The sequence below is a fragment of the Streptomyces sp. WG7 genome (genome assembly GCF_049975785.1).
In the GTDB taxonomy this organism is placed as follows: Bacteria; Actinomycetota; Actinomycetes; order Streptomycetales; family Streptomycetaceae; genus Streptomyces.
Window position 1 is genome coordinate 80,189 of the sequence record NZ_JBNGGE010000034.1, and the last position, 13,179, is coordinate 93,367.

Annotated in this window: 9 protein-coding genes and 3 pseudogenes; 4 read left to right on the top strand and 8 right to left on the bottom strand. The window is 69.2% G+C overall.

From position 1 onward, the window contains the following. Positions 1-316: 316 nt before the first annotated feature. Positions 317-1,144 carry a pentapeptide repeat-containing protein gene (locus tag ACP4J0_RS27760; RefSeq protein WP_426601455.1) on the bottom strand — a complete coding sequence of 276 codons (828 nt, stop codon included), beginning with the start codon at positions 1,142-1,144 and terminating at the stop codon, positions 317-319. A 681-nt stretch (positions 1,145-1,825) separates the two neighbouring features. Between ACP4J0_RS27760 and ACP4J0_RS27765 the strand changes: the two are divergent. Next, a pseudogene (locus ACP4J0_RS27765) lies at positions 1,826-2,396 on the top strand (hypothetical protein); the annotation flags it as partial. Between the two features lie 74 nt (positions 2,397-2,470). Here the strand turns inward: ACP4J0_RS27765 and ACP4J0_RS27770 are convergent. Further along, positions 2,471-2,605: pseudogene (locus tag ACP4J0_RS27770) on the bottom strand (HIT family protein); the annotation flags it as partial. 807 nt (positions 2,606-3,412) lie between these two features. Between ACP4J0_RS27770 and ACP4J0_RS27775 the strand changes: the two are divergent. Then, positions 3,413-3,952 carry an SMI1/KNR4 family protein gene (locus ACP4J0_RS27775; RefSeq protein WP_426601465.1) on the top strand — a complete coding sequence of 180 codons (540 nt, stop codon included), beginning with the start codon at positions 3,413-3,415 and terminating at the stop codon, positions 3,950-3,952. A 66-nt stretch (positions 3,953-4,018) separates the two neighbouring features. Here the strand turns inward: ACP4J0_RS27775 and ACP4J0_RS27780 are convergent, their stop codons facing one another. The 3 genes from ACP4J0_RS27780 to ACP4J0_RS27790 all read right to left on the bottom strand — a co-directional run bounded on the left by ACP4J0_RS27780 (position 4,019) and on the right by ACP4J0_RS27790 (position 6,337). Further along, positions 4,019-4,768: a transposase gene (locus ACP4J0_RS27780; protein WP_426601456.1), complete on the bottom strand. Its 750-nt coding sequence runs from the start codon at positions 4,766-4,768 to the stop codon at positions 4,019-4,021. 144 nt (positions 4,769-4,912) lie between these two features. Then, positions 4,913-5,794, bottom strand: coding sequence for an NADP-dependent oxidoreductase (locus ACP4J0_RS27785; RefSeq protein WP_426601457.1), 882 nt, complete (start codon positions 5,792-5,794; stop codon positions 4,913-4,915). 147 nt (positions 5,795-5,941) lie between these two features. Beyond that, on the bottom strand, positions 5,942-6,337 hold the full coding sequence (locus ACP4J0_RS27790) for a MerR family transcriptional regulator (RefSeq protein ID WP_426601458.1): 396 nt from the start codon (positions 6,335-6,337) through the stop codon (positions 5,942-5,944). 265 nt (positions 6,338-6,602) lie between these two features. On the opposite strand from ACP4J0_RS27790, the pseudogene ACP4J0_RS27795 reads away from it, so the two are divergent. Then, positions 6,603-7,808: pseudogene (locus tag ACP4J0_RS27795) on the top strand (IS256 family transposase); the annotation flags it as partial. A 459-nt stretch (positions 7,809-8,267) separates the two neighbouring features. On the opposite strand, the gene ACP4J0_RS27800 reads toward ACP4J0_RS27795, so the two are convergent. The 3 genes from ACP4J0_RS27800 to ACP4J0_RS27810 are packed head-to-tail and all read right to left on the bottom strand — an operon-like array spanning position 8,268 to position 12,193. Continuing rightward, positions 8,268-11,033, bottom strand: coding sequence for a Helicase associated domain protein (locus tag ACP4J0_RS27800; RefSeq protein WP_426601459.1), 2,766 nt, complete (start codon positions 11,031-11,033; stop codon positions 8,268-8,270). A 31-nt stretch (positions 11,034-11,064) separates the two neighbouring features. Beyond that, a complete protein-coding gene (locus ACP4J0_RS27805; protein ID WP_426601460.1) occupies positions 11,065-11,520 on the bottom strand; it encodes a hypothetical protein in 456 nt (151 codons plus the stop codon). Then, positions 11,510-12,193 carry an ankyrin repeat domain-containing protein gene (locus tag ACP4J0_RS27810; protein ID WP_426601461.1) on the bottom strand — a complete coding sequence of 228 codons (684 nt, stop codon included), beginning with the start codon at positions 12,191-12,193 and terminating at the stop codon, positions 11,510-11,512. The genes ACP4J0_RS27805 and ACP4J0_RS27810 overlap by 11 nt, the downstream gene beginning before the upstream one ends. Before the next feature lie 312 nt (positions 12,194-12,505). Between ACP4J0_RS27810 and ACP4J0_RS27815 the strand changes: the two genes are divergently transcribed. Next, a complete protein-coding gene (locus ACP4J0_RS27815) occupies positions 12,506-12,802 on the top strand; it encodes a hypothetical protein (RefSeq protein WP_426601462.1) in 297 nt (98 codons plus the stop codon). The last annotated feature ends 377 nt before the right edge of the window (positions 12,803-13,179 follow it).

Below are 13,179 nucleotides of genomic sequence, written 5' to 3' on the forward strand. Positions count from 1 at the left end.
CGGGGCCCGGCACCACCGCGGACGCGGAGGCCTGGCGGGACTCCGGCCTGACTGCGCATTACGAGGGCGCCAGGCCCCGGAGGCCCCTGCTGCCGGGCGGGGGACAAGGCCGGACACCGCAGGATCAGAACCCGTGTGGAGCACGCCTTCCGCACGAAGCACTCAAGATGCTCCGCGACGCACGACAGCGCGGCACCGGCCCCCACGACGCCGTCCGGGCCGTCGCCCGCCTGCGTGGCCTTGCCCTCGCCGCGTGACCGGACCGGCTCCGGCAGTCTGCCCGGGCCTGCCCGGACGCAGCCTTCCGCAACACGCTTCAGGCCGCCCAGTGCGACGGGCGCTCCAAGGGGTGGGGGACCTTCGTGCGGGCGTCGCCCCGCGCGGCGTTCAGCTGAGGCTGGGTGAGGAACAGCGCGCCGCGCAGGTCTGCCCCGCACAGGTTGGTGTCCCGCATGTCCGCGCCAATCAGGTCGGCGTCGCGCAGGTCGGCGTCGGACAGGTCGGCCGCGATGAGGACAGCACCGCGCATGCTGGCGCCGCGCAGCTTCGCGCCGCGAAGCCGCGAGCCGATGAGGTTGGCGCCCCGGTGGTTCTTCTTGCGCCCCGGGACCGCCGCGCGGGCCAGTTCACTGGCGCGCAGGAGCAGCGGGTTCACTTCGCCGCGCAGCGCGTCCACGTCGACAGCGAGCAAGGTCTGGGCCGTGTCCCGGGTGAGCGCGTCGATCTGGTCGTACGCGCGGCGCAGGTCCCGGTGGGCGGGCCGGGCCGAGGGCAGGTCCAGGGCCTGCGCGGTGTACTTCAGGAGCTCCTGGAGCTGGCGCACAACGGGGAAGACCTCGTACATCGCGCGGGCCGAGTCCGGATCCTCGCGCCAGCTGACGCCCTCGAAGGTGACCTGGGAAACCTTCTGGCCCGCGCCGAAGCAGTCGAACACCGTGCAGCCGCTGTAGCCCTTGTCGCGCAGCCGCTCGTGGATGCCGCAGCGGAAGTCCTCCTGGAGGTTTCCGCAGGGTGTGCCGGCGGACTTGTTCACCGGGAAGTCCGACGAACGTGAGAAGGGCAGCGCCACGCAGCACAGACCGAAGCAGGCGCCGCAGTCGGCTTGCAGGTCGGGGTGGGCGGCGTACGAGGTGCGCTCGGACAAGACGGTGACTCCTGGTTCGGCCTGCGGCGGGGGGCGGCGTGTGCGTGGCCCCACCCCTCCATTGTCCCTCGTCGGCAGGTTGTGCTCGTGTGCGGATCGCGACAGGCGGTCCGCGGAGGGCGGAATCGAGAAGAGGTGACCGCTGACCCGGGGGCACCTCGGGGATGAGAGTTCCCACGGCCCGGCGACGCCGTTCGCCGCGTCCGACGACCGGACCGGATGGCACTGCCGGGCCGGCCGGGACCTGCCCCCGAGTGGTGGACACCTTGGAGCCCGGGCTGCCAACGACCGCTCAGTTCCCCCCCGGAGGCGGCCGGTGGATCTGCTCACCGCCGTCACACTGCGTATCTCGGGGACTGGTTCATCCTGGTCAGAGCGCTGGGAAGACCGCGTCTGCGATCTCCGGAGTCCCGCTCGGCGTGGTGATCGCACAGGCGTCCGACCCGCAGCGCGGCCCGGGACAGTGCGTGCCGCTGTCGGCCCTCCTCGGCGCGAGGAAACTTCCGGTCGCCCGTGCGACGGCTGCGCGGGGCACGCTGAACGGTCCGGCCACGCCGTATCGTGGCCGGCCGGCCGGTTGATCAGACCTCGCGTGCCCGCGATGCCTGTCCGGCCGGGCGGCTGAAGAGACACCCGGGCGGCGAGGCGGGACGCCCACGCGAGCTGCCCGCCGGCTTCCGCGTGAACAAGACGGTCCCCGTCGCTTCCGGGAGGTTCGGCGCCCGGGGCATCAAGGGCAGCGACGCCGTCGCACGCGAGCTCGACGAACTCGCGAGCGGCATCGCCACCCCCGTGACCGCCAAACGCGGCTGGATGGCGCGCCTGCACTACCTCACGAAGTCGCCCCAGCCCCTGAAAACCGCGCAGGACGCCGGACTCACCGTGACCCACCGGACGCTGAAAGCCTGGCTGAAGGGCGAATGCCGCCCCTCCAAGACCAACCTCGAACGCATCGACCAGGCCTACCGAACGGTGCGCCGGCACAACGTCGCCCGTCACCTCCTCAGGCGCCTCAACCGCGACGGACGCGGGACGCGAGTGGAGATCCACCCGATCAACCAGTGCCAGGTACCGCAGCCGCTGCAGTGCATGGTGGAACAGCGGACGATGAACGTGTGCCGCTGGGACCGCATCGTCGGCTCCTGGCAGGCGGCGACCACCGGAGTCTCGACGCCGCATGGCAGGACACGATCGTCGACCTCGGCTCCCAGTGGGCCAGTACGAGTACGTCACCAACGTCGGCTTCGTCGCTGGATCGGTGTCACCGGCGTACCGGGGACAGACGTGGCTGTGCAGGTGGGGCACGACGTTGCCGAGGGTGGAGTAGTTCAGTTTCACCAGCTCGTAGAAGGCCGTCAGGGCCTTGCCGAGCGCGAGGGTGTCGCGCCAGTAGGCGGCGGCGTCGGCTTCCGGCAGGTCGGTGGGCTCGGCGACGTGCGGGGCGCCGCGCTGGATGAGCACGCAGTAGCCGCGGACGCGCCCCGCTGCGCCACAGATAGGCGTTGGCTACCTCACCGCGGCGAAGCGGCAGGCCCCAGCCGATGCCGGGCCGAGGTGTAGTCGTTCGCACACAGGGGGCACCCGTCGCCAAAGCGGTGGCGGAGGAAGTCCTCCGGCCGGCGGGCACGGAGGAGCTGTCGACCTGGGGGTGTGAGCGGGCGCGTTGGTGGCATTGGGCTGGTGTCAGCGGGAGAGGGTGCTGGGTGCCTGGTCATGGGGATAGTTGCGGGCGGGCCTGCTGTCATGAGGTGACCAAGCGGCTGCTGTTTTCCGGCCGGTGTGGGGGTGGGTCGGCTGTCGTGGCAGTGGCAGTGGCAGTTCCTATGGTTTGAAGGACAACCGTAGGGATGCCCGCGAGACTCGGAGCCGGCAGTGGAGTGGCGAGGGAGCTCCAGTGAGGACACCTGACGGGCTGGATGAGTTTCGTTGGCGGTGGTTCGCCGTCCGAGGACGCAGTGAGTGTTTTCAGCTTCGCCACTCCGGGGTGACGCCGTGGCCCTCGCTTGAGTCCTGGAAGCTCCTGGGCTGGGCCCGCCGGGCATAGCGGGTTGTCTGTGAAAAGTCGCGGGCGGCCACTTCGCTGGGGGCCGACCCTGCGCTCGGGGCGGAAGATGATCGTGGGGAGGGACGGAACGCATGCTCGAAGTAGCATCCCTGCAAGGTTCTCCGGCCGGTACTTCCCAACCTCCGCAGTGGCGTAGTCGGTCGGAGACATCCCTGTGGAGAGGGCAGAGGGCGATGAGTGTGGCTGAGAGTTGGTCGCGTGTGATGAGTCTTCTTCGGGAGCACGCGCCGGCCGATCACGCGGATCTGCCAGGGCCCGCTACGGAGCAGATGCTCGCGGCAGCCGAGGAACGGATGGGGATCTCCCTGCATGGGGACCTGCGGACGTGGCTGTTGCAGAACAATCTGGATCTGTCGGAGGAAGACGTCGACGACGAAGTGGCATGCTGCGGCTTCGACGGGTTCCCCGACGAGGGAAGCTTCTTTCTGGGCATCCGGGCGATGGAGAGGCTCTACGCGAACCGCTCGATGCCCGGTGGATTCGACCCTCCGGACCAGCCGGACAATCCATTCTGGCGTAACGAGTGGATCCCCTTCCTGTCGGACCAGGACGGCTGGATGGGAAAGTTCATCGATGTGCGGGACGGCCGCGTCGGCAGCTGGTTCGTGGGTGAGGTCACGGTCACGGGTGAGTACGAATCGATGGCCCAGTATTTCGACTCCGTGGCGGAGACGCTGACGAGGATCGCCGATGGAAGCTATCCGGTCTGTCGGTTCACCGAAGGTCGGCTTGTCTGGTCGTGAGACGGTTCCCAACTGGATGTCGGCCCTTGCCGATCCGTCCTGACCCTGGAACGGCAATGAGATTTATCAGCGTTGACGTTCCAGGGTGAGGATGGCTGCGGCGATGACGGTCATCCGGTTGGGGCTGCAGCGGGCCCGGCGGAGGACCTGCCAGGACTTGAGTCGCGCGATGCTTCGTTCGACCGGTGCTCGTGCCACTGACAGGGCTCGGTTGACTGTCTGCTGGGTTGTGGTGAGGTCCTGGCCGGGAAGCCGTCTGATGGGCGTGGTCACCCAGGGGCCGGCCCCGCTGTAGGCGCGGTCGGCGAGCACGGGGACGCCCTGGCGTTCGCAGATCCGGATGATGCGGTGGGTGCGGGCCGCGGTCAGGTCATGGGTGCGGCCGGGCAGCGCGGGTGAGATCCACAGCAGCTTGCCGGTGGGATCGGCCACGACCTGCACGTTCACGCCGTGACGGCGGTGCTTCTGGGAGAAGTCGGCCCGGCTGTCGCCGACCCGATCGCACTCGGCGAGCGTCCCGTCGAGCAGGACGTGATCAGGATCCGTCTCGCGCAGGACCCGCAGCAGACCGGGTGCCCGGCGGGACAGGTGATCGACGACGGCCGTGACGTAGGCGTAGGCGGTCCCGACGGATATGCCGAAGCCGGCGGCGATCTGCGTGAGCGTGTCGTGCCGGCGCAGGTAGACCAGACCGACGAGGGCGCGCTGGTGGGGCGGGAGCTTGCAGCGTCGGTCGCCCTCACGGGTGACGATGAGCATCGATACCCACTCGACCAGAGCATGAGGCAGGTCGAGTGCGGCAGGACGGGGAACCAACGATGCTCCTGTGGTGTCGGCGTACGCCTGAACGTGCTCAACCCCGTCCCGTACAGGTGAACGTGCTCAGCTGATGATGCGCTGACCACGGGTTCCCGTCAGTCCGCAATGGACCGTCGACAGCGTCGGGCGGCCGGGCATTCCTCATGCCACCTTGATGACAACCTTGCCCGAGGTGTGACCGTTCTCGACGGTGGCGAGGGCGGCCGGGGCGTCGGAGAGCGGGTGGACCGAGGTGATCACGGGTGCGAGGAGTCCGTCGAGGGCCAGCCGGGCTGACCGTTCCAGGTTCTCGCGGTCGACGCGACGAGCGACGAAACGCCCACCGAGATCGGGCACAGACATATCACCCACAGCGATGACGTTGCGGGGATGCTGGGCCAGCGGAGCGACCGTCCGCAGCGAGGTGCCTCCGGCCAGGTCGACGATCCCGTCGAAGCCGTCCGGAACCAGCTCGCGTGCCGCGGCGGCGACGTCCTCGGCGGTGTAGTCGATGAACCGCACCCCGATGGCCTCGGCGTGCTCGCGTTTGGCTGTACTCCCGGTGCCGATCACACGCAGCTCGCGCCCGATGGCCAGTCGGGCGACGGCGAGGCCGACCCCGCCCCCGACTCCGTTGACCAGGACCGTGGCACCGGCCGGGAGGCTGAGCTGGTCGAGCACGTCCACCGCGGTCGTCCCGGCTACGGGCAGCGTTGCCGCCACGGTCGCGGACAGACCCTCCGGGATGCGCGCGGTGTTCGGTGCGGACAGCACCGTCGTCTCGGCGTAGGTGCCGCCACCGGTGAGTGCGAAGCCGAAGACCGCGTCACCCACCTCGAGCCCGTTGACGTCCTCGCCCCGGGCGAGAACCGTTCCGGCTGCTTCCATACCCAGCACGCGGGGAAACGGACGCCCGCCGTCGAGCCCGTCGACCAGACCCGAGCGCAGAAGGTGGTCGAGGGGATTCACGCCGGCGACGTCGACCCGGATCAGCACCTCGCCGCGACCGGGGACAGGGTCGGGACGATCGAAGAACTCCTGCACCTCAGGCCCGCCATACCTGCCGAAACCCCACGCCTGACCCATCTTGCGCCGCCTCTCGTATAACCGCCCGGTGATTCCGGGCGTTGTCGCCATCCTCACCTCTGACATTGGCGTAAGGGGCAACCGGATGAGACGCAGATCACAGCATCAGGTCGACTGTGCCACCGGTTCCGGGGCCGTGGACAGCTCCGCCCGGTGCCGGCTGTTGGCCCTGATCAGCACGTCGATTGCATCCCGGGTCTCGATCAGGTGCGCGATGTCGGCGTCGATCCGGTCGCGCTCGCGCATCATCGCCGTGAACGTCTCCTCAGCGACGCCCAGGTCACCCGGAACGTCCACACACGGCAGCACAGTCGCGATCACCCTGCTGGACATACCCGCGTCGAACAGCTGTCGGATGAGCGAAACGCGCTGGACCGCAGCATCGGAATAGTGACGCTGCCCCGCGTCGGAGCGTGAGCTGGTCAGCAGGCCCTGCTCTTCGTAGTACCGCAGTGAGCGCGGACTCACGCCCGTGCGCTTGGACAAGTCGCCTATCCGCATCCCTGAGAGCCTACGCCCGCGTGCTCCAAGTCCGGACCGCCGTCGAGTCATGGACGCTCGCGGACACCCCCACGGCCGCAAGGTCGTCGTCCCGGGCACGATGGCGTCCCGCTGTGTGGTGTAGGGGATCTTCGCGGTTGAGTGCGCGGGTTCTGCTCCCTGGGGTGCACCGTCTGTCGGTGTCTGCTCCCTGCTCAACTGGCAGGCCACCGTGCAACTGTCCGGAGTGAACGGGCAGTTCGACCCCAGGGGGTGCACGGTAGCCTTGTCCCAGCATGACCTACTTCGCCTGCTTGAGTCACTACGTTCGGCCGATGGTCTTGAACTCGTCCGCGAGGTCGCCGAAAGGCTGCTGCAGGAACTGATCGAGGCCGAAGCCACCACAAAGACCGGCGCCGAGTGGGGCGAACACGCCGACACCCGCACCACCTGGCGCAACGGCCACCGCGACAAGACGGTGACCACACAGGCCGGCGACCTGGAACTCGCCATCCCCGAACTGCGGGCCGGAAGCTTCTTCCCCAGCCTCCTCGAACGCCGACGGCGCATCGATCAGGCCCTCTACGCGGTCATCATGGAAGCCTACGTCCACGGCGTCTCCACCCGCTCCGTTGACGACCTGGTCAAAGCCCTCGGCTCCGACACCGGGATATCCAAGAGCGAGGTCTCCCGGATCTGCGCGGACCTGGACGAACAGCTCGACGCCTTCCGCACCCGGCCGCTGGACCACATCCGGTTCCCCTACCTGTTCCTCGACGCCACCTACGTCAAGGCCCGCGTCGACCACCGCATCGTCTCGCAGGCGGTCGTCATCGCCACCGGCGTCACCCAGGACGGCGGCCGCGAAGTCGTCGGCGTCATGGTCGGCGACAGCGAGACCGAAGCCTTCTGGGCCCAATTCCTGCGTCACCTGCGCGAACGCGGCCTCAGTGGCGTCCGCCTGGTCATCTCCGACAGCCACAGCGGCCTGGTCAAAGCGATCCGGAAAGTCATGCCCGGCGCCGCCTGGCAGCGCTGCCGGGTCCACTTCGTCCGCAATGTCTTCGCCGTGATCCCGAAAGGCTCGGCGGAGATGGTCGCCGCCACGGTCCGCACGATCTTCGCCCAGCCCACCGCGGACGCGGTCCGCACCCAGCTTGACACCGTCGCCGACATGCTCGGCCGGCAGTTCCCCAAGGTCAGAGAGATGCTGCTGGAGGCGAAGGAGGACCTGACCGCGTTCGCGGACTTCCCCCACCAGCACTGGAAGAAGATCCAGTCCACGAACCCGCTCGAGCGGCTGAACCGGGAGATCAAACGCCGCAGCGACGTCGTCCAGGTCTTCCCCAACCCGGCCGCCGTCCTCCGCCTGGCCACCGCCGTCCTCGCCGAACTCCACGACGAATGGATCGCTTTCCCCCGCCGCTACCTCTCCAACGAGAGCATGGACGCCCTCTATCCCGACGACACGATCGTCCTGCCCGCCACATCCAGACGACTGATCGCCTACACCACGACAAGGGACATGACCCTCCACCAGGGGGCGAGGCGAGAAAGTCTCGCCGGAGGAGGTACTGCTGTGATCGTCCGATTCCAGGGTGGCCCGCTCGCCGGTCGCGTGCTGGAGACCACCGACGCCTCGTGGGCCGGAAGCTGGCTCACGGCCGGTGGCGCCGACTGGGGCCTGTACGTCCCGGTGCACCGCGACCCGGTGACCGGCGTCGTCCTGGCGGAGGTCCGAGTCACCAGCCCGCGCCGCTCGTAGCGGACTTCCACACCGCCGCCCTGCACCGTGTGACGCACGAGACCCCGGGCCCTGTCGACGGGCCCGGGGTCTCGTACGGCGGTGGGGGAGCGGTCAGAGGTCGTCTCCGTAGCCCTCCCGCTCGGAGGGCGGCCGAACCACTTGATGGACCAGCAGGTGCAGTTCCCGCCCTCGTACAGCTCCTTGTCACACTCCTCGTAGTGCTCCCGCACCGGCCGCCTCTTCGGGGCCGCCGGCGGCGCGGGCTACGGTGCAGACGGCTCCGGGGGCGTCGACGACCGGCACCGCGCCCGCCCAGTCCATGCCCAGCTCCCGCAGCGCGTCCAGCTGCTCGGCGGTGAGCTTGTCGCGTCTCGCTCGTGCGTTCGAAAGCCACACCCCCAACTTCACTGGCATCGCTTCGTCGTCGACCGTGATCTCGACGACCGCGCCGCGCGGGACGGGCCGCTGGGCGCCTTCCTGTTCGATCCACTGGGCGAGGGCGGCCAGTCCGCGTTGGAAGGCCTGCTGTGCTTTGCTCGGACCCTTTGCCGAGCGCTTAGCCGTCGGAGCCGGAGACGGAGCTTCCACAGGCTTCAGGCTCAGCTTGGTCAGCCGTTCCTGCTGTTCGGTGGTCAGCAGTCTCCAGTCCCGGCGTTGCCGTTGGAGCCATCGCCCGATGTCGTCGCCATCGATCTGCACGCCGGGTGCGATGTCGGGAAGGTGGCCGCCGGGTTCGTCGGCGGCGAGGTGGGCGAGGTGGCGGTAGTGGCGTTGCCAGTCAAGGGGCCAGGGGCAGTTCCAGTCGGGGTCGATCGCGGTCAGCTGCGCGGCCCGCGTCTGCGCGCGTTCGGGGTTCTTGCCGAGGCCGCCCTTGCGTCGGAGATTCGCCAGGAGCTGACCGATGGGGACAGGCTTGTCGTCGGCGGGGTCGTCCCACAGGGCGTCCTGTCGTGGAGCCAGGTGCCCCGTGGCCCGCCGGTAGGACCGGAGCGCGGCGAGCTTCGTCTCCCAGGCTTCCTCGCCGGGTTCCCAGACCATGCCGGCCTCCGGTGTGTCGAGGAGCTTCTTGCGCCGCGGTTCGAGCTCCCCGGCCCGCAGTGCCTTTCGCTGCTGGTGCACCCACCTGCCGAGGGGGAACGCCTTGGTGACGCCGACCTCGGTCTCGGTGTCGTAGGGGACGGCGTAGAGCCCGGTGATCTCGTGTTCCTTCCGCCAGCGCAGCAGGGCCTGGTAACCCTCCAGCCAGACCAGCGATTCCGGCCGGTAGACGCGGGTGCGCAGGAACGCCGCGATCGTGGCCGCGTCGCGTGGGCTGGAGAAGTGGAGCAATGGGGACTCGACCGTACCGTCGGTGCCGCCCTCCTGGTCCTCGCCGGCGTCCCCGCCACTGGTTGCGATGATCCGCCCGTCGGTGTCGCGCTGGATATGGGTCTTGCGTTTGCCGCTGGTGAGCGCGCGGGAGGCCAGCTGCTCGACGAGTCGTTCATCGTGGGAGCGCAGGCCCTGGAGGACAGCGACCAGCCCGGCATACGAGGCGCTGGCGACCATGTCGGTGGGGTCTTCGCCGGGCTCGAGGAAGACGGGCACGATGATCCGCGCGACCTTCGTTGAACCGTCCCGGTTCAGCCGAAGGGCCCGGCCGATGTTCTGCACGATCTCGACCTGCGAGCCGCGGGTCTCCGCGAAGCAGACGGCCTCGACGCCTCGCTCGCCGGTAATGTCGACGCCTTCCCCGAGCACGCGGCAGCTGGCGAGGAACGCCCGGTGCACTCTGCGGCCGTCGGCGTCGATGCCGTTGGCGAACTGGCGAAGGGCTTCGCGGCGTTCGGTGACGAGGTGGTCGCCGCACAGCCACGCCGACCATACCCGCTCTGGGGGTACGTGCCGGCCGGCTTCCAGCTCGTACAGCTGCGCGCCGATCGACGAGACGGGCAGCTCGCCCGCGGCCGCCAGGTCCTCGTCCGAGGCATCTCGCGCGTACAGCCCGGCTGCCGTCTTCGGCAGCTTCTCCGCGAACGCCGCCGCCTCCTCCACCTTCTGGTGGAACGTCATGACCGTACGCAGGTTGTACGCCGCGGCGTGCTCCAGCAGCGCGGTCTGCAGCAGCGCCAGGCGCCGGCCCCGCCGCGCCTCCTCTGACTCCCCGACGAGGGGGGAGGGGTCGTGGATCTCGAGGACGTCGATCTCGAATCCGGCGAGGACGCCCCGCTCGATCGCCTCCGAGAGTCCCAGTTCGGCGCCGGGAAGCCACGCCCCGAAGGTGCCGTCCGGATCGTCGGCCATGCTCGCCAGCTCCACCTCTGTCCCGCCCGCGCCCTTCTGCGGGCGGGGTGAGGCGAGGATGCGTGGGGTGGCGGTGAGGTAGAGCCGGAAGTGCGCCGGGATGCGGGCGTTGTCGTGGATCGCCGCCCACGGCCTACCAAGATCACCCGCGGTTGAGTGGGCTTCGTCCACGAGGGCGAGGTCGAACGGGGCCATCTGCTGGCCGTAGAGCCGTTCCCCGCCCGCCAGGGCGGCTTCCAGCGGCCCGCGGACCGTCCGCCGGCCCGTCGGGTCCTCCGGGTCCTCGCGGTCCACCAGGGAGGCGTAGGTGGCGAACACGACCACGGGCCCGGTTCGGGCCCACAGCGCGAGCTGGATCGCATTCGTGGTGGTGCGCACCCCCAGCGCGTTCAGCACCGGGTCGTTCTCCAGCGAGCACACCGCCACCATCGGCGCCCGGTGACCCACCGCCCGCCACGCCTGGGCAGTCTGCGCGAGCAGGTCCAGGGTCGGCACGGTCACCAGGATCCGCCCGCCCGGGAAGCACTCCAGGGCGCTCGCGGCAGCAGTGATCGTCTTACCCGACCCGGTCGCGGACACCAGCGTGCCCCGCGCCCCCTGCTCGGGAACAGACGATCTTGCAAAGAATTTGACCCATTCCCGAATGGCCGTTTTCTGGGTCACCTGATGTTCCCGGAGGCTGATCACAGATTTCGACCTTTCCTTTTTCCGAGCGAGATCAGGTTCTTCCACCACGTGCCCGTGCTCGAAGAGACCGCGCCCCCTCGAGAACAGGAGCGGGGCGGGGGTACCTGTCGATCCCGCCGTGCGCAGGCAACTCGTCCTCGAAGCCGCAAGTGGCTACGGCCTTGAAGCCGCCACGCCACAGCGCTTCGAGCACGGCCGTGACGGCCTGCACCACCTCGGCCGGCGTCCTCGCGGAGGCCTCGCGCTCCAGCACGGTCGGCCACTGAAGGAAGTCGGAGGGATGGGCGTGCCGGCCGGTGGCGTAGTCGTTGGGCTCGCCTTCCACGCGCACCGGCCCCATGGTCAGCTCCGCACCGCTGCCCTTGAGGCCGAGGGTGTCTCGAAGCCGGCGCACGATCCGCGGGACGGCTTCTGCGTCCGCGTAGATCGAGGCGTTGCTGTAAGGGGAATCCGGGCCGAGTGGCGAAAGCCCCCGATCATTCGTCACGCGTGCTCCCTGCGGATTTGGCCGGGGTGAGGGCGAGGAAGCGCTGGACGAGTCGCTTGATCGGTTCGTGGTGGTAGTACTCGGCGACCTGCAGGGGAGTCTCGCCGTCGATGGCCGGCAGGTGTGGGTCGGCACCGTAGGCCAGCAGGATCGCCGTGGAGGCCGTGTTCAGCGGGTAATCCATCTGCACATGGCCCTCCCCTTCCAGGCCGATCGCGTGGGTCAGCAACGTGTCCCCGAAGCACACCTCATCCGGGTCGGCCCCAGCGTCCAGGAGCGCGGTGAGGGTCTCGTAGTCACTCATCTCCACGGCCCTACGCGCGGGCGCCCACGACTCCACCTCAACAGAAGACCCGCGATCACATCCACGCCCGCTACCTGGAGCTTCCGCCGGTGCGAGGAAGCGCTGGAGCAGTCGCTTGGCCGGCTCGTGATCGTAGCTCTCGGCGAACTGCAACGGAGTTTCCCCGCTGGAAGACGGCCGGCGTGGATCGGCACCGTAGGCCAGCACGATCGCCGTGCCGGCCGTGTGCAGGGGAACCCCCGACTGCAGGTGACTGTCCCTTTCCAGGTCGATCGCATGAGTCAGCAGCGTGAGCCCGAAGCACACCTCGTTCGGATCCGCCCCAGCATCCAGGAGCATGGAAAGGGTCTCGTACTCACTGATCTCCACGGCCTGATGCGCCGGTATCCACGGCTCCACCTCAGGCCAGGAGCTCGGCCTCAGCGCATCGGAACCCATGGCGCCCTTCCCCTCTCCACCGGCCTTGCTGGGCCTTGGCTGTCAGATAGCAGACGGGCCACGGACCTAACGCGCCGAGGCCGATACGCCCCCGACCTCCGCTGCCGGGTGCCCCCCGCTATCCGCCAATGCTACATGCTGCATCACATTGAGATGCAGACTTGCGAGACTCCTCGACAGAACCCCCACTCAAGATCTTGTCCGACCCCGGTGGGCATCGCGCATCGGGGTACACGGTGCCGCATGGCACCGAAGACCGAGCGCATCCAGTTCCTGCGGGCCGTGCGGCAACTACGCCGTATCCGCTCCTTCTACGCTGCGGCCACCCTCTTGTGGGCAGGGTCCGCGGCCTGGACCGGCTGGCAGGCCCCGGGGAACCGCCAAATGTGGGTGTCTGTCCTCCTCCTGGCTGTCTTCACCGTACTGCTCGTCACCGCGACCCTTGCCCTGCGGCGCCTCGCCGTTCCCGCGACAGGCCGGCCCATGCACCACGCTGCCCCGCACAAGCTGCCGAGTACCCGCCGTCACGCTCACGCCTGAGGACCCGTCACCCTTACCGCGGGTCAGCCGGGCCCGATGGTGCCCGCCACGGGGCGGAGCAGGTGGTCTGCTGACAACCCGTTCCGGATCACACGAGCCCGAATCCCATAGGCGCACGGGCCGCAGGCCCGTTGGCCGGCCCGCGCAGCGGGCCCGGCTTTGGTGGCGCGTAGCGCCACCAGGTGGCTGGAGCGCAGCGGAAGCCACCCAGCCCCAGGAGCGCAGCGGACAGGGCGTCACCAACCCGGCGCAGCCGGGTTGGTGAGCGGGACGCGCAGCGTCCCGCCAGCGCTCACGCGGAGCGTGAGCGCAACACCCGTGCGCAGCACGGGTGTTCGCTTGCCTATCGCGCAGCGATAGGGTACCCGCTCCGCGGG